The organism is Pseudoalteromonas sp. CO325X, from assembly GCF_004208955.1.
GTDB lineage: Bacteria > Pseudomonadota > Gammaproteobacteria > Enterobacterales > Alteromonadaceae > Pseudoalteromonas > Pseudoalteromonas ruthenica.
The window spans coordinates 42,289-59,151 of sequence record NZ_SGPG01000014.1 but is presented as its reverse complement, the minus strand read 5'-3'; the positions used below and the strand labels follow the sequence as shown (position 1 = coordinate 59,151).

The window sequence follows — 16,863 nt, the reverse complement described above, 5'->3', positions numbered from 1 at the left end:
CGTTCTGTTTTGTATAAGTATAATGAATCGACTCAACTATCATCATCTGTATTACTTCTGGCGTGTCGCTCGTTTGGGAAACCTAACCCAAGCAGCGCAGGAGTTGCATGTATCGCAATCAGCGTTATCGGTACAAATTAAGCAGCTCGAACAATCAATGGCAATTAAGTTGTTCGCTCGCCAAGGTCGCAACCTTGTGTTAACCGATATGGGTAAGCGGGTATTGGCCTATGCTGATGATATATTTAATAAAGGTGAAGAGCTCTCGTCGTTTTTATTAAAAGGAGTACAGCAAGAGAAACAGCATTTGTCGATTGGTGTGCTTAATACCTTATCGCGGAACTTTATCGAGGGCTTTATTACCCCACTACTGAATCACCAAGATGTGAGCTTTTCTTTGACTGCGCGGCGCATGGAGGGATTGCTCAATGGCTTGATTGATCATGAACTGGATGTAGTGCTAACCAATCGCGCTATCAGCCCAAACCATCAAGACGATCTCTGGCAGAGCCGTTTGCTATCCCGTCAAGCCTTGGCGATAGTCGGGCCGCCGAGCACTAAAATAGACAGTGATTTTCCCTTGGGGTACGAGCAGGTGCAGTGGGTGGTGCCGAGCGAAAACTCAGAAATTCGTGACTCTTTTAACGCCTTGTGCGCACGATGGCAGTACAAACCCGATATTAAAGCACAAGCAAATGATATGGCGATGCTTCGGCTATTGGCACGGGACAGCGGTGCGCTGGCGGTGCTACCACCGGTGGTGGTAAAAGATGAAATAGAGCAAGGCATATTGTGTCAGTATCAAAGCCTGCCAGATGCTTACGAGCACTTTTACGCCATCACCGCACAGCGCAAATTTATGCCCGATGCCCTCGCTCAGCTATTTGAGCAGGTTGCGGTGATCCCCTAACGACCCCGACCGCCGCTATAACCGCGATGACCTCTCACTCATAAGAGAATTGACTAAGTATATAAGTATTTTGTGTATATTTAATATTGTATACAATATGTAAAAGCGATATGGTGTGTTCGCCTTGAGCAATAAAACAACAACATCAAACAGGATAGAACCATGGCAACAGCATCAAAGCGCCGCTCCCGCAAGGGCATGCAGGCATCGTTAAATCGTCTTTTTCAAGTTAGTACCTTGGCCCTTGCAGTAGCCAGCGCCACGCCGGCAATGGCGGTGGATGGCAGCAGTATCGTTAAAGGCACCATAGTCAGCAGCGCCGGTGAAGATATTACCCGTGCCACCATCACTTTAGTGCATATCAGCAAGGGGTTAACTTATGAAGTCCGCACCGACGCTGATGGCGAGTACATTTTGCGGAACGTGCCGGTGGGCACTTACAACGTCACCGTAAGCAAAGAGGGTTATCAAAACGTCATTGAGCAAGGTGTGAAAGTAAGCATTGGTCAATCCATCATCTTAGACGCGCAAATGCTACAGGCCGGTGCGCAGCCCATGGAGCGCATTGCTGTTACCGGTGCTGCCATTCGCCGTGTCGATTTAGGTTCATCGACTTCTGGGTTAACTTTCTCCGATGAGGAAATCAAGGTTATGCCCGTGCAAAGTGGTTTTGAAAGTATCGCTTTACTGGCACCGGGCACCGCCGCTGCTGGTGGCAGCAGTTTTAATGGCGCTTCTAGCTTTGGCGGCGCATCTTCTGCGGAAAATGGCTATTACTTTAATGGGTTGAATGTAACCAGCATTCGCACTGGGCTCGGCTCTATTCGCCTGCCTTGGGAAGCTATTTCGCAAACCCAGGTCAAAACTGGGGGGATCAACCCTGAATTTGGCGGCGCAATGGGGGGGATTGTCAATGCAGTGTCTAAATCCGGTGATAATGACTTTAGCGCTGGCGCCGAGGTGCGCTGGGAGGGGGATAGCCTGCGCTCCCAGCATGACTCAATTTATCAAAGTAATGGCACCATCAGCACCAATACCCAGCGCAGTGCCTACGACTTCAGTGAGCTGCAAGTATGGGCCAGTGGCGCTCTGATTGAGGACACCTTATTTGCCTATGCTTTGTTTAATCCGCGCCGCGAAAGCTCAGAGGGCGCAGGGCAAACAACCTTTAGTGATTTCTCCCGCGATGAAGACCGCTGGTTCAGCAAGTTAGATTGGTTTATTAATGAAGACCACGCCGTTGGCTTTTCAGCGATGAACAACAAGCGCGAATGGGAAACGGACACCTACGGCTACAACTGGCAGCAAGACCGCATTGGCGATCAGCAGGGAGTGACGGCACCCGGGGAGGACGGCGGCAACATGTATAGCCTGTCGTACAATGGCTACCTCAGTGATTATTTTTCTGTGTCGGCGGTAGCCGGGCGCGTTACCGAGAATGTTGAAAATGTGGTTGCTTCAACTAACCCGGGAGTTTGGGATGAACGCGATGGGTTTATTACGCTTTCCGAGCACACCAATGCCAATGTCTCGGCAGAGGAATATACCCGAGACCAACTGCGGCTAGATTTTAACTGGGACTTAGCCGCCCATGCGCTGCAGTTTGGCGTTGATTACACCAAGGTCGAGGTGGATTACTTCTCCGGACAAAATGGCGAAAGTGATGCCATGGGCTGGTGGACCATTGCCACCGCCGCAGACAATGATATTTCCGGTGCCGCCGCTGGTGAAGATTACATTGAGCGACGAGTACGCACTCGGGCCGTTGATTCCGATACCAGTGCGTTGGCGTTTTACATTAACGACTCATGGCAGGTCAGCGAGCAGCTGGTACTGAATTTAGGCTTGCGCTATAGCCAATTTGAAAACACCGTCAGTGACGGGCGCGCTTATGTTGATATCGACAACCAGATAGCGCCGCGCCTGCAAGCCATATATGACTTATGGGGCGATGGCAGTGCCAAAGTCTATGCCACGTATGGGCGTTATTTTCAGCCCGTGTCGGCGAATATGAACATTACCCAAGGTTCGGCATCGGTGGAATGGTTTGAATACTTTGAGCTCGACGAGCTCAATGGTTCGGGCGAACCTATCTTACTTGCGGATGGCTCTCCTAGTCGGGGCGCGATGCTACGCGACAGACGCTGGCGTCAACGCGGGATCACTGAGCCGGGGCTGATTGCATCCAGTAATCTTAAACCCATGTATTCCGATGAGTGGACTGTTGGCTACCAACAAGAAGTGTTCAGTGACATGACCTTTGGAGCACGTGCCATTTATCGCAAGCTTGGGCGCAGTGTTGAGGACACAGATGTAGGGCCGGTGCTGGCGAAAAAGCTGGCTGAATTAGGCATCGCCGATAATGTCGGTCAAGGCTCCTATTATGTGCTCAATAACCCCGGCGAGAGTGTGCAAATGAGCTATGACTTCGACGGGGATGGACAAGTTGATGAAGTGACCTTAAGTGCCCAAGAGCTGGCATTGCCAAAGGCTGAGCGCAAATACCTGGCTTTTGAGTTCACTTTGGATGGCGCCATCACCGAGCAGCTGCGCATTGACGCTTCTTACACCTGGTCGCATAGCTGGGGCAACACCGAAGGCTTGGTAAAAACCGACAACGATCAAGCCGACCCCGGTTGGACAACCTCCTATGACTATGGCGATTTAATGGACCATGGTTATGGCAACCTGCCGAATGATCACCGTCACGCAATTAAGCTCTCGGGAACGTATGATATTACCGACAATTTAACCTTTGGCTTGGTTGCCCGGGGCATATCAGGTCGCCCGAAAAGCTATTTCAGTGTGCACCCTGAGGGCGTTGATAGCTGTGCCCCAGGCAACCCCTGGGATGCGTGTATCAGCCGCTACTACGATCATGCCTCGCATTATGATGAAAACGGTGAGCCAGCACCGCGTGGCAGCAAAGGCAACTTACCTTGGAGTACACAAATAGATATGTCGTTAAGCTACTACGGCGAGCTATTTGGTCAAGAGCTGATGCTTAAGGGCACCGTGTATAACGTGCTGAACGATGATACCGCCATCGCCATTAACGAAGAGCGCACGCAATATGGTGCCAACGGCCTCGAGCTTAACCCAGATTATGGCATGACAACCTGGCGTCCAGCGGCGCGTTACGCCTCATTGGTGGCGCGTATTCGTTTTTAATTCCCTGAACTGCGTTATTACGCAACCCCGCCGGGCACCTTAGGTGCTCGGCATTTTTCGTTAACGACTAAGGTGCGATATGTGTACCTTAGCGGCAATCACTATAGAGGAACTAGAGCGAGGAGTTATGGCGATAACATTTGATTTTCAGCGCCGTATGGCGCGCTTAAGAGCACAGCTTGAGAGTCATCACGTACAGGCATTGATCATTCACAGCGGTGAAAACATTGCTTATCTCAGCGGGTTTAGTGGGCATGGCGCCACCTTGGTTGTCAGCGCCGAGCAAGCGTTACTGATCACCGATTACCGTTACTACCTGCGTGCACTAGAGGAAACATCAAAGATGGAGGTTATCCAGCGCGAACGCGATCGCGAAAGCCTTGGGCAATGTTTGGCTCGGGTGTGCGCCAAGCACAGCGTTCTGGGCTTTGAAGCAGAGCATTTTAGTGTCGGTCAATGGCAGCACATCGCCGAGCATTTGCGCGCTAATACCTGTGTTGCCACAGTACAGGTGGTCGAGAGGTTACGCCGTGTTAAAGATTGCCAAGAGGTTGCCTGTATCCGTGGCGCTGCTGAGATTGCCGATGCGGCCTTAGCCGATACGCTCACTTTGCTTGAAAGCGGCATAACTGAGCGAGAATTGGCAATAGAGCTTGATTATCAAATGCAACGACGTGGCTCGCAAGGGGTGTCTTTTGACACTATTTTACTGTTCGCCGAGCGTACGGCCTTGCCCCATGGTGAGCCGGGAGCAAAGCGCTTATGCGAGGGCGATTTAATATTGATTGATTTTGGCGCTGTGCGCAGCGGCTATCGCTCAGATATGACCCGCACTTATGTGTGGGGCGAGCCCACTAGCGAGCAGCAAGCCTTGTTTGACACCGTTGCCAGGGCACAACAAGCAGCGCTGCAACAGGTCTGCGCAGGCATTTGTTGCCATGAGTTAAACCACGCCGCTCAGCAAGTGTTGGCCTCGAGCCCGTATCATCGTTATTCCGGCGAAGGGTTGGGGCACGGTGTTGGCTTAACCCTTCATGAGTTGCCCTTTATTAAAGCCAATGCCCCCTATCAACTAGAAAGTGGCAACGTCATCACCATTGAGCCCGGCATTTACATTCCCAACTATGGCGGTGTGCGTTTGGAAGAAGACATTGTCGTTACCGAGACAGGCTATCAGCGCCTGACTCAGGCCCCTCAACAATTCGCACTAAGGAGTGAACATGGAGATTATTAATCAACAGCAAGTACAGCAAGTGATGGCCTATGCGCCATTGTTACAAGCGCTACAACAAGGCTTTGCTGGTCAAGCCACTATGCCCAGACGCAATGTCTACCCGCTCAGCCCCGATAGCGATAACCATGATGCATTTGCGGTGCTACCGGCATGGAATGAGCAAGTTATCGGTGTTAAAGCTTTTACTTATTTCCCTGATAATGAGCACCATGGCAAATCCAGTTTGTATTCCAAGGTGATGTTATTTTCGCGCCAGCATGGCGAGCCGCGAGCGCTGGTGGATGGCACCGAAATCACCTTGTGGCGAACCTCAGCAGTGTCGGCATTAGCGGCCAGTTATTTGGCTGCCCAACAGGCGAAAAAGCTGGTGGTATTTGGTTCGGGTAAGCTTGCTCCGTTTATGATCCGCGCGCACCTGAGCGTGCGAGATTATCAACAAGTCAGTCTGGTTGCCCGCAACACCGCCAAGGCCGAAGCCATCCTCGCGCAACTGCGCCAAGAGTTTGCTCATTGTCAATTTGAGCATACTTCAGTCAATGAAGCGCTTATTGCCAGTGCCGATACCATCTGCTGTGCTACCGGCAGTCACGCGCCGTTGTTTCGTGGTCAATGGCTAACGCCAGGGACTCATATAGACTTAATAGGCAATCATCATCGCGATGCTCGTGAGTGCGATAGCGAAACGATAAAACGTAGTCGCGTGTACGTGGATAGCCGCGATAACGTCCTCAATGAAGCCGGGGAGCTATTAATCCCCATCAGTGAGGGGGTGTTCTCACCCGAGCAAATACAAGGGCAACTCAGTGATTTGGCCAGCATCAATCGTCCGGCGCGCCAAGGTGATAATGACATTACCTTATTTAAATCGGTGGGGACTGCGCTCAGTGACCTCATTGCGGCCAATTATGTGTACCAGCAACTCAGCGACCGCTAAAGTCAAAGTGCAGTGCTGCGAAGTACTGACAATCACCCGGGGGCGTAGCCTACGGGCTATGCCTATGGAGCTGATGAGCCTCAGGCCTTATTTGTTGACCTACCGATACGGTGGCCGAGTCAATTCATATATGTTTTATAGCCATGCGGCACCGCCGCGCTGGCTTTATATTAGCAAGCGCGGGGACGTTGTTATGCATTCACGCTCAGCGATACTGGCCTGTCAACGACTGTTGCTCGTTTGTTTGCTTGGAGTGCTGCTGTTGTGGCAGTAGCGAATACAGTATTGTTTCGATGTCGTGCTGGTTAAAAAAACAGGGCACCGGGTAGTCAGGATGGGCTTCAGCAATCGCTCGTTTAGCTATTGTGGCGATGTCTTCTTGGCGCAGTTGCGCAATGGTACTGGGGATAGCGCAGTCATGTAGCAAGGTGGCAATCGCTGCGCGCATATCTTGAGCATCGCTATTTGCTGCCAAAGTTTGTTGTGCCAGCGCCGTGAGCTGAGCATCGATGCGCTGTCCATAGGCATTGAGCACTGGCGCTAACAGCAGGGCGTTGGCTAGGCCGTGGCCAATGCCGTACAGCGCTCCCAATTGATGGGCAATAGCATGCACATAACCCACCGAGGTGCGGGTAAAGGCTTGGCCAGCATAAAAGGCCGCCCACAACATGTGCATGCGCGCATCGATGTGGTTGGGCTGTTGGTAAACCAGGGGTAAATGAGTGAGGATCAGCTTAGTGGCAGCCACGCTTTTTGCTTTACTAAAGCGCGTTGCATTAATGCCAATATAGGACTCTATCGCGTGAGTGAGGGCGTCTATGGCGGTGGTCGCACTGAGCTGTGGGCTCAAGCCAAGGGTTAACTCTGGTAGCAAGAGTACCCCTTTTGGTACTAAACATAAGTCATTGATGGCGAATTTTATTTGTCGCTGATGGTCGCTGACTACGGCGGCTACGGTGACTTCCGAGCCGGTGCCCGCCGTGGTTGGCACTGCATAAAGTGGCACCAAGGGGCGCAACACCTTAAATAACCCCTGCATTTGCTGCAGAGATTTACTCGGTCGAGCAATGCGTGCGGCGATCAGCTTGCCGCAGTCCATCACCGAGCCACCGCCAATGGCGATAATGCCTTGGCAATGGTGTTGCTGAAAGCTGCTTACCCCTTGCTCAATGCAAGTTATCCCTGGATTGGCCTCAACATCGCTGTAGAGCACCGTATTAATCCCTTGCTGATGTAGCGAAGCAATAATGGGTTGCTGCAAATTCAAAGCAACGATGCCTGGGTCGCTAACCACTAACAAGGTGCGCAGGTTTTGCTTTTTAACTTCACAAAGCCATTGCGACAACGCTTGCTGCCCGGCATAAACATGCGGCGTGCGAATGGGTAAAAGCGCCGCCGCGAGGCGAAGACCGAAATGATAAAGCCGATATAACCTGTGTGTGAACGTCACTTCGCCTCCAAGATGATATTGCTATGCGGATACGGGCGCGCACCCTTGCTTACCCATAGCAGTATAGATGTTTTCACAAAACTGACCATAAAACATTAAGTTATAGCTTTATGGCGGTAAAGCGGCGAGAGGCAATCACAGTGCTCACACCTTATCTTAGCACCGTGCGTAAAGGGGCTTTACATTACAACAAGTGACGGTGATGCGCATCGTAGCTTAGGTGCGAGGGCATTAGGTAGTCACGATAAAGGTATCGGTATAGTCGGTTTTTTGTCTCATCCTGTTGCTGCTTGGGCTCAGTAGCTGCAAGCGCATTGACAAAGCGTGCAAAGTGCGGCTGATGCTGCTTAGCGATATGTGTGAGTGTGCGCGTATAGCCTTGATAAAAATCACCACTAAGGTGGCGCTGCAGTGAGCGCAGCGCATCAATATCATGCTGCTGTAAATAACGCATGGCTAAGTATGACCATTGATAGATTTGCTCGCTGCTATCGTTGTAATCAGTGGCAAAAATAGCCTGTAAGCTTGGTCGGTCGTTGGCATCGGTGTCTTTTATGACTTCGATTGCACGAGGGTTGTGTTGAGCTTTGGAGATGAGTTCTGCAAGGCCCTCGCTCCACCACACTAGGTGCTCGGCAAAGTGGCCAAAACCGCCATATTTATTATAACGGCCATCAAGGTAGTGCACATATTCATGATTGAGGTTCCACACCCGATTAGTATCGGCCAGCCAAAACGCACGGAATGAGTAAAACGTTGCTTGGTTTTTAGGATCGCTAGGCGTCCCCTCTATGTACATACCACCATTGTCAGTTTGAATATCAAACAGTAACTGACCATAACGATTGTAGTCGCTGTAATTGTCGAATATGACCACCCTTAGGGCATGGTTGTGATCGTTGGCCACGGGCGTATAGTCGCTGGCGAATAGTTCATGAAAGTCTTGTTCTTGGGCGATTAAGCGGCGGCAGCTGTATTGCAGTTGCTCACTGCTAAGGGAAGTGGCGCGGATAAACAAGCGTTCACTGCACCGGTGGTTAATCGGTAGTACATCATCAATATTGGGGCTCGCACAGCGCGCTTGGAAGCCCTCTTTACAGTAGCTCAAACCACGAAAACTGTTGACCAAATATACGGTCGAAAATAATCGCTGTTGCTCGTTTTCATCGTCAGTACTTTGTTGCACTGCTCGCCAAATCGCGGCATCGAGCGCGTGTTGTTGTGGCAGAGGTAACAATTGATGCCAATAGCCCAATACCCAAAGTGCATGCTGTTGTTGCCATTGCGAGCGGGAAAGGGCATCACTAAGCACCGTCAAGGTTGAGGGCGAGTGGACAAGTGTGTGTTGCAGCGGCGCTTCGGTGCGCGCGCTGAAAGCCAAAAAGGCCAGTGCCCGGTAACTTTCCCATAGTGCATAGTCAGCGTGAATGGTTGTAGTATCAGGCTGCGTGGCAATAAAGTCAGTGAGCGCGCTAATCCAAGAGGATGCCTTAGGGTGCAATGCGGGGGTATCAAGCAAGCGATAGATGCTCACCGCATAATGCTCCATAAAGCGATAATACTCGGCGCTATCCGTCTCTTTGGCCTTGTTAGCTAAGCGTTGTAAAGAGTTGGCGAGCTTAGTTCGCAGGCGCTCGCTGAGTTTATCGGGTTCGCCGAGATAGCTATATGAGCGTAAGAAATAAAGCACCGCATTAATCTGCTGCCACTGTGGGTGTGTCTGGTTCGCTTGGCTGTGCAAAAAGATAACGGCTTGCTTTGCCTCGGCCAACCTTGGCGTACTCGACCAGCCATCGATTGCGGGGGCAAGAGTGGATTCATCACGAGGGAGTGATGCACACCCTGTGATGAGTATTAGTAAAAGGATGAGCGTTATTATCTTCATACTGAATCGATTTTTATTGTTTAGCTAGACCATACACTTTATGTATATTGTATACAATAAGTGAGGCTTGAAAATATTTAGATTGTGATCAATTATATTGCGCACAATATAATTGCGAGGTATTTATGTCTATTTATCAGTTTAACGCAGTCAATAATCGTGGCGAGCAAGTGCCACTTGAGCAATATCAAGGCAAAGTCTTACTGATCGCCAATACTGCAAGTAAGTGCGGCTTTACACCGCAATACCAGGGGTTGAACGAGCTTTATCAAGACTTTGAAAATAAAGGGTTGGTGGTGCTCGCTTTTCCTTGTAACCAGTTTGGCGCTCAAGAGCCCGGTGATGATGCGCAGATAAGTGAGTTTTGTGAACTTAATTACGGCGTGTCGTTTCCGGTAATGACTAAGGTGGATGTTAATGGTGCCGATGCCCACCCTTTGTTTTCCTATTTAAAGCAACAAGCGCCGGGCGTGCTAGGCTCTAAGGCCATAAAGTGGAACTTCACTAAGTTCTTAGTTGACCAGCAAGGGCAGGTAGTGAAACGTTATGCACCGACGACAAAACCCGAAGCCATACGCGCCGATATTGAACAACTATTAGCACCCTAAATGACAGATAACAGCACCTTATATTTGCAAAACCAATTGTGTTTTAAGCTCTACACGGCCTCTCGGCTGGTTGTGCGGGGCTATCAACCTATGTTGAATGAGCTGGGCCTAACCTATCCTCAATATCTAGTGCTTTTAGTGCTTTGGCAGCGCCATGAACAGCAACAATTGCCCATGAGTCTCAAATCACTTGGCGCAGAGCTGCACCTTGACTCAGGCACATTGACGCCGCTGTTAAAACGGATGCAAAAGCAGGAGCTGCTATCTCGAGTGCGCAGTGATGATGATGAACGGCAATTGCAAATAGCGCTTACTGAGGCGGGTTTGGCGCTGCAAAGCAACGCTAAGCAGTGGCGAGACACCCTAAGTCAATCTCTGCAGTGTCAGCGAGAAGAACTTAATGCCATGGCACTGCAACTTGATGCGCTGATAGCCGAGCTCAGCTAGATAATGTTGTTGCCTTGTTCAGGCTCTCGAGATTTTTGCGCCTGTTCACGGATATCTTCGGCGTCGCTACTGATGTCATCCACCGCTTGATTATGGCTGCTGGCGCCAGTACTCGGCTTTGCCTTTTGTGGCTGTGCATGCGCAGCCTCGGCTGAGGCCTCAGGTTGGTTAACAATAATGCGCTCTCGAGCATCGTCAGGCATGCTGATCTCCTGTTCGGTAAAGGTATCGACCACCTCGCGCATCAGGTGCGAGGCCACTTTAAGCACACTGAAGCGTTCGCTATCAACCCAGAAATAAACCTGCAGGTTAGCGGTGGATGCACCGAGATTATCAATTAACACTTGTGGTGGTGGGTCGCTTAATACCATGGTTTTGCTGCTAATACACTGTAAAGCAAGCTGTTGAGCCTGCCTTAAGTTATTGTCGTAACCAACGCCAATCATAAAGTGACCCCGCATCTTGGGGTTGGCAGTGAAGTTTTTGATCACATTTTTGTACACGGTGGCGTTGGGGATCTGAATATGATTGCCATCAAAGTCAACCAAAGTGGTCGCGCGAGCGGTCACTTTACGCACTACGCCTAAACGGCCGTCCACCTCGATAACGTCATCTATTTTAAAAGGCCGCTGTATGCTTAGCAGCATACTAGAGATGAAATTCTCGGCAATATCCTTAAAGGCGAACCCGAGAATGAGTCCGATAAGGCCGGTACCACTCATTACTGCGACAGCAAATTCAGTCAGTGCGGCCAGACGAAGAAATACATAAACACCCAGCAGCATAATGAGAATACTGATAAAACGGCGCATGACCACCTGAACTAAACGGCTTTGGCTGAACCGGTGCAAAGGTTTGATCAACAGGTAGGCCACAGGGCGAGCGAGCAGGCAGCATAGGATCATGACTGCGAGGCCAAGGCTGAGATTAGGTAACATTTGCCAAGCATTGTGTAAAAACTGCCTAAACTGTTCACTCAATGCTTGCCAAGAGGGCTCAGGCATTGGCGGTGCAATGCGCTCAGCCGCCTTTAAAATCACAGTGGTGAGGTCAATACTCATGGTGTTTTTAGCCCATAAATGAACGAATAGGGGTATATGCGAGCAAATCCAGTGCCACTATGTTGGCGCTGTTATTGCTAGTTAACAAAGTACGAAGACGGTGCGGCTGTGCCGCCAAGATAACGGAGTAATATGTTGAAAAAGCGAGGTTATCAGGCTCAAAAGCCCAGTGATGTTCCACTACGGGGGTGGTGGGACATAAGCAAACGGCTGGTCCATAATTTAGGCCAAGACAACTTATCCCTCGTCGCTGCAGGGGTCGCATTTTATGGCTTGTTGGCGATTTTTCCAGCACTTGCGGCATTATTATCACTGTATGGCTATTTCTTCTCAGCAGCAGATATGGTTGAACAACTTGATAGAGTACTGAGCTTACTTGCACCGGCGAGCCAAAATTTGGTCATGAGCCAAGTACAAGAGCTGAATGCGCAATCTCAAGCAAGCCTAAGCATCAGTGCCATTATCGGTTTCGTGTTGACCATCTGGAGTAGTTCCAAAGGCGCGCAAGCGATGATCACTGCGTGCAATATTAGTTATCACGAGAGTAAAAAGCGCAATTTATTTATTGCCCTATTAACGCGCTTTGTTTTTGCTTTTGGCGCCATCATTATTGCGGTGGTGGCCCTTGCCACCATTGGTATATTGCCGGTAATACTCAATTATGTGGGCTTCGAGCGCAACATAGACTGGACTATAAAATTAATCACGTGGGCGCTGCTGGCTGTCATCTTTTTATTGTCACTGAGTATTATTTATCGCTACGCGCCGCATCGTCGAGCGGCTAAGTGGCGATGGCTCTCTTGCGGTGCGCTCATTGCCACCTGCATGTGGGTTGTCGCCTCGATTGGCTTTTCTTTTTACGTCTCACGGTTCGCCTCTTACAGTGAAACCTATGGCTCACTGGCTGGTGTGGTGATCATGTTGATGTGGCTCTATATCAGCGCCTATATTGTCATTCTGGGCGCAGCGATTAACGCCAGTATTGAGCAACAAACCTTGACAGATAGCACCATAGGCGAGCCTCGCTCAAGAGGGGAGCGTGGGGCAACCGTAGCCGATGAATTAACCACTAAGCAGCGCCAGCAGGTAGATAAAGAATGAATTAGCACGGCGGGGAAATAAAAAAGGCCAGCTTTGCTGGCCTTATATGTAAGCTTTATTGAATCTGTCCGCGTATTTCTCCGTCTGGAAAGGCAGGCGTATGAATATTCACGTAATGGCCACCACTGGCTAAAATGGCGAAAATTTCTGCGGTAATGGCCGTCTCCGCTGGTGCCATCCAACGGTTGGCGTTCTCCATGTCTTGCTCTAGAGCGACTAAGACCGGGCCATTCTCACCCAGGTTGCCGGTGTGAATGTGCGCCATAGTGGCATCACTGACACCGCTGGTAAGCACTTGCAGCTCGACGCCATAGTCGTCGGTGTTAACTAGGGCATAGCCATCACCAAAAGCGTCTGTGGTCACCATGGGTACTTGCTGATCGCCACTTAAAGGAAAGGCGACAAGTACATAGTTGTCAGTAAGAATTTGTCCGCGCAGCTCACCCCCGGTATTTGCCGGTGTATGGACATTGACATAATGACCGCCTGAAGCCAGCACTGCGAATATATCCGCATCAATTTGTGTGCCCTCTGGGGTCATCCACACTCCTGCATCCTCCATGGATTGCTCAAGGGCAACAAACACCTCGCCGTTGGTACCAATACGGCCGGTATGAATGTGTGCTGCTGTGGCATCATCGACGCCTTCGGTGACAACCCGTACCTCAGTACTGTAGTCGCTGGTATTCACCAAAGCGTAACCGCTACCCATGGCGGTCGTGCTGACGGCCGGTACTTCTTGTGCGCCGGAGAGGGCAAAGGTGGCCAAGGCAAAATTACTGGTCAGTATTTGTCCGCGTAACTCTCCGCCGGTGTTTGCTGGCGTATGCACGTTGACATAGTGACCACCTGAGGCCAACACCGCGAATATGTCGGCATCAATTTGCGTGCCCTCTGGGGTCATCCACACCCCGGCATCATCCATCGACTGCTCCAAGGCAACAAACACCTCGCCATTGGTACCCACACGACCGGTGTGAATATGGGCGGCGGTGGCATCATCGACGCCCTCGGTGACAACCCGTACTTCGGTGCTGTAATCGCTGGTATTCACCAAGGCGTAACCGCTACCCATGGCGGTCGTACTAACAGCTGGCACTTCTTGCGCGCCGGAGAGGGAAAAGGTGGCCAAGGCAAAATTACTGGTCAGTATTTGTCCGCGTAATTCGCCGCCGGCATTGGCTGGGGTATGCACATTGACGTAGTGACCGCCAGAGGCCAGCACAGCAAAAATATCGGCATTGATTTGTGTGCCTTCAGGGGCCATCCACGTACCGGCATCGTCAAGAGATTGCTCAAGGGCGACCAACACTTCACCATTGGTGCCTACACGGCCGGTATGGATATGTGCCGCGCTGGCATCATCAACGCCGGTGGTGTTGACCTTCAGCTCAACGCCATAGTCGTCGGTGTTAACTAGGGCATAGCCGTCACCAGCGGCCATGGTCTCAACCGCTGGAACTTCTTGAGCACCTGAGAGAGGGAAAGTCGCGACAACAAAGTTATCTGTCAGAATTTGCCCGCGAATTTCACCATCGGGAAAGTCAGGGGTATGAACATTAACGTAATGGCCGCCAGAGAGCAGAACAGCGAGTGTATCAGCGTCGATTTGCGTGCCCTCAGGTGCAACCCAATCGGTCATGACCTCATCATCTTGTTCGAGTACCACTAACACCTCACCATTGCTACCAATGCGTCCGGTATGAATATGTGCGGCGGTGGCATCGTCCACGCCCATGGTTACCGCGCGCAACGCTAACTCATTATTGGTGCTGTCAAAGGCAGCATAGCCATAACCAAGACCGGCGCTGTCGTTAGCGGGAACTTGCTGCTCGCCGCTTAGTTTAAAGGTGATAATGGAGGTGGTATCAGGCACAATCTGGGCGCGAAGTTCTCCGTCTGGGTAGGCGTCGGTGTGGACATTAATGTACCAGTCGCCGTCCATTAAGTCCGATACTAAGTCTTCACTTAGATCGGTGATGGCCACTTCTAACATGCCTTCACTGGCGGCACTAAAGGTGAAGGCAACATCGCCATTTTCGCCGATATCTCCATCATGAATGTGGGCAGCACTAAAGCCTTCGACATCACTGACATCGAGAGAGGCTCGAAACTGCATCAGATTCTCATCGAGCTCAACAGTGGCAGCAGCGCTTTGCATGGAATCGTTCATTGGTACTTCTTGCTTGGCGCTGAGCGTTAGCTCATAAGTTTGTGTGGCAGAAAATTCTGGTGCGGGAGGAGGGGGAGGCGGTGTAGTAACGTTGTCGTCATCGTCATCACTACAGGCACTCACAAATAGTAGACTACTCAGTAACAGTAGGTATCTCATAATGGCTTCCTGTAAATTGTTTGCTCACAGAGGGACGTGTACTGCGTGTCCAACTAGGGCGATTACGAAAGCCATATGAGAAACGATCAAATTCGCTTACATTAGTTAACTTTTTATTTTCAAAACCAGCGAAATAGACCCGGTTATGGTTTATTAGGTTGTAATGATGAGCCAATGGACGCGGTGATCACTAAGGCTACGGCCAGCCATTGTAATGGCGTCAGCAATTCGCCCAAGATCATGAATCCGGCCAAAGCGGCAATGGCCGGTTCCATACTCATCATCACGCTAAAGCCTTGGGCGGGCATATTTCTAAGAGCAATCATTTCCAGCGTATAAGGTAAGGCGCTGGACATCACACCGACCAATAGGCCGAGCGGGATCACCTGCCAACTCAGTAAGTCCATGCCTTGAAATGCTGCGCCATAGGGGACTAATACCAGGGCTGCTACACTCATGCCTAAAGCAACAGTGCGTCCACCGGAGCTTTGCCCACCGGTGCGCTTACCAAAGAGGATGTAGCCGGCCCAGAAACCACCGGCCGCTAATGCGAGAATAACACCGATGGGGTCGAGGCCCGTTTGCGCATCTATCTCTGGTAGCAGCAACACAATACCTGCGATGGCCAATGCCACCCACACTAAATCACGTTTACGTTTTGAGCTCAGCAATGCAACGCACAAAGGCCCAGTGAATTCCAGCGCCACACCGATCCCTAGGGGGATACGCTCGATAGCATAATAAAAGGTGATGTTCATACCGCCTAAGCACAAGCCATAGGTGATAATACTGCGCCACTCGGTGCCCTGGGGAAGCGCTTTCCAGGGACGAAAAACCAGACACAGTACCAAGGCTGAGAAGCCTAAGCGCAACGCTGTAGTCCCCTCAGGGCCTACTAGGGGAAATAGCTGTTTGGCAATAGAAGCGCCCGATTGAATCGTGACCATGGCCAATAAAACACAAAAAATAGCGCTGAGTAGCACACGGTATTGGGGAGAAAACATAGCAATCATCCGTGTTTGATGAGGTGGCGCTAGTGTAGCTAAGGGAGCTGGTGGGGTAAACATGGCCAATGGTTGCTGGTCGCATTTTTATTGTCATTGGTCTTGAAAACCATCGCTCGCGTCGCAACACCCATTATAGGCCCAAGGAAAACTTGGTAATTCGCTTATCACACTTAGCATCAACTGCTAAAGAGGAGCACAGTATGAAGACACTTAATGAGGTTGCTTACACCGCGAAAGTACATACCGAAGGTGGCCGCGAAGGCCATGCTCAATCAGACGATGGTCGCTTGGACGTGACCCTGTCCACGCCTAAAGGGTTAGGCGGCGATGATGGCCAGGGGACCAATCCGGAGCAGTTATTTGCAGCAGGATATTCAGCGTGTTTTATCGGCGCTATGCGCCATGTTGCCAACGAGGGAAATACCTCCTTACCCGAGGGCACCGCCATTGACGCGCAGGTGTCAATAGGGCCGATTGAAGGCGGTTTTGGCATCAAGGCCAAATTGGAGATCCATCTGCCAGATATGGCTACAGATGAAGCGCAACAATTGATTGAAAAAGCCCACCAAGTCTGCCCTTACTCAAATGCGACCCGAGATAATATTGAGGTACAACTGGTACTCAAAGACGCTTAAGGCGTTTTAGTTACTGAATAAGGGGTATTATTACCCCTTTTAAATCAGATGGTTACCAGTTTTTCACTGATAATTTGAATAATTTTGC

Annotated in this window: 13 protein-coding genes; 8 read left to right on the top strand and 5 right to left on the bottom strand. The window is 50.6% G+C overall.

Features of this window, described 5'->3' with window-relative positions; genetic code table 11:
• Positions 1-22 precede the first annotated feature (22 nt).
• From EXT46_RS05700 to EXT46_RS05685, 4 genes are all read left to right on the top strand, one after another.
• On the top strand, positions 23-910 hold the full coding sequence (locus EXT46_RS05700; protein ID WP_022945812.1) for a LysR family transcriptional regulator: 888 nt from the start codon (positions 23-25) through the stop codon (positions 908-910).
• 162 nt (positions 911-1,072) lie between these two features.
• Positions 1,073-4,081: a TonB-dependent receptor gene (locus EXT46_RS05695; RefSeq protein WP_130145815.1), complete on the top strand. Its 3,009-nt coding sequence runs from the start codon at positions 1,073-1,075 to the stop codon at positions 4,079-4,081.
• A 127-nt stretch (positions 4,082-4,208) separates the two neighbouring features.
• Positions 4,209-5,315, top strand: a complete 1,107-nt coding sequence (locus EXT46_RS05690) for a Xaa-Pro peptidase family protein (RefSeq protein ID WP_240701090.1) — start codon at positions 4,209-4,211, stop codon at positions 5,313-5,315.
• Entirely contained in the window at positions 5,302-6,249 is a 948-nt protein-coding gene (locus EXT46_RS05685) for an ornithine cyclodeaminase family protein (RefSeq protein WP_130145813.1), read from the top strand. Before EXT46_RS05690 ends, EXT46_RS05685 begins: the two co-directional genes overlap by 14 nt.
• Positions 6,250-6,454: 205 nt before the next feature.
• Here EXT46_RS05685 and EXT46_RS05680 read toward each other — a convergent pair whose 3' ends face one another.
• Both EXT46_RS05680 and EXT46_RS05675 read right to left on the bottom strand, forming a co-directional pair.
• Positions 6,455-7,699 carry an iron-containing alcohol dehydrogenase gene (locus tag EXT46_RS05680; protein ID WP_240701089.1) on the bottom strand — a complete coding sequence of 415 codons (1,245 nt, stop codon included), beginning with the start codon at positions 7,697-7,699 and terminating at the stop codon, positions 6,455-6,457.
• Between the two features lie 184 nt (positions 7,700-7,883).
• Positions 7,884-9,584 (bottom strand): collagenase, encoded by a 1,701-nt coding sequence (locus tag EXT46_RS05675; protein ID WP_130145811.1) that lies wholly within the window; start codon positions 9,582-9,584, stop codon positions 7,884-7,886.
• 125 nt (positions 9,585-9,709) lie between these two features.
• On the opposite strand from EXT46_RS05675, the gene EXT46_RS05670 reads away from it, so the two are divergent.
• Positions 9,710-10,192 (top strand): glutathione peroxidase, encoded by a 483-nt coding sequence (locus tag EXT46_RS05670; RefSeq protein WP_130145809.1) that lies wholly within the window; start codon positions 9,710-9,712, stop codon positions 10,190-10,192.
• Complete coding sequence (locus EXT46_RS05665; RefSeq protein WP_022945819.1) at positions 10,193-10,639, top strand: MarR family transcriptional regulator; 447 nt, start codon at positions 10,193-10,195, stop codon at positions 10,637-10,639.
• Here EXT46_RS05665 and EXT46_RS05660 read toward each other — a convergent pair.
• A complete protein-coding gene (locus EXT46_RS05660; protein ID WP_240701105.1) occupies positions 10,636-11,643 on the bottom strand; it encodes a mechanosensitive ion channel family protein in 1,008 nt (335 codons plus the stop codon). The genes EXT46_RS05665 and EXT46_RS05660 overlap by 4 nt on opposite strands.
• Before the next feature lie 189 nt (positions 11,644-11,832).
• On the opposite strand from EXT46_RS05660, the gene EXT46_RS05655 reads away from it, so the two are divergent.
• Entirely contained in the window at positions 11,833-12,801 is a 969-nt protein-coding gene (locus EXT46_RS05655; protein WP_130145805.1) for a YihY/virulence factor BrkB family protein, read from the top strand.
• Positions 12,802-12,856: 55 nt separating this feature from the next.
• Here the strand turns inward: EXT46_RS05655 and EXT46_RS05650 are convergent, their stop codons facing one another.
• Positions 12,857-15,133: a CHRD domain-containing protein gene (locus EXT46_RS05650; protein ID WP_130145803.1), complete on the bottom strand. Its 2,277-nt coding sequence runs from the start codon at positions 15,131-15,133 to the stop codon at positions 12,857-12,859.
• A gap of 143 nt (positions 15,134-15,276) precedes the next feature.
• Positions 15,277-16,137: a DMT family transporter gene (locus EXT46_RS05645; protein ID WP_045979052.1), complete on the bottom strand. Its 861-nt coding sequence runs from the start codon at positions 16,135-16,137 to the stop codon at positions 15,277-15,279.
• A 203-nt stretch (positions 16,138-16,340) separates the two neighbouring features.
• On the opposite strand from EXT46_RS05645, the gene EXT46_RS05640 reads away from it, so the two are divergent.
• Complete coding sequence (locus tag EXT46_RS05640) at positions 16,341-16,775, top strand: organic hydroperoxide resistance protein (RefSeq protein WP_045979053.1); 435 nt, start codon at positions 16,341-16,343, stop codon at positions 16,773-16,775.
• Positions 16,776-16,863: the final 88 nt, after the last annotated feature.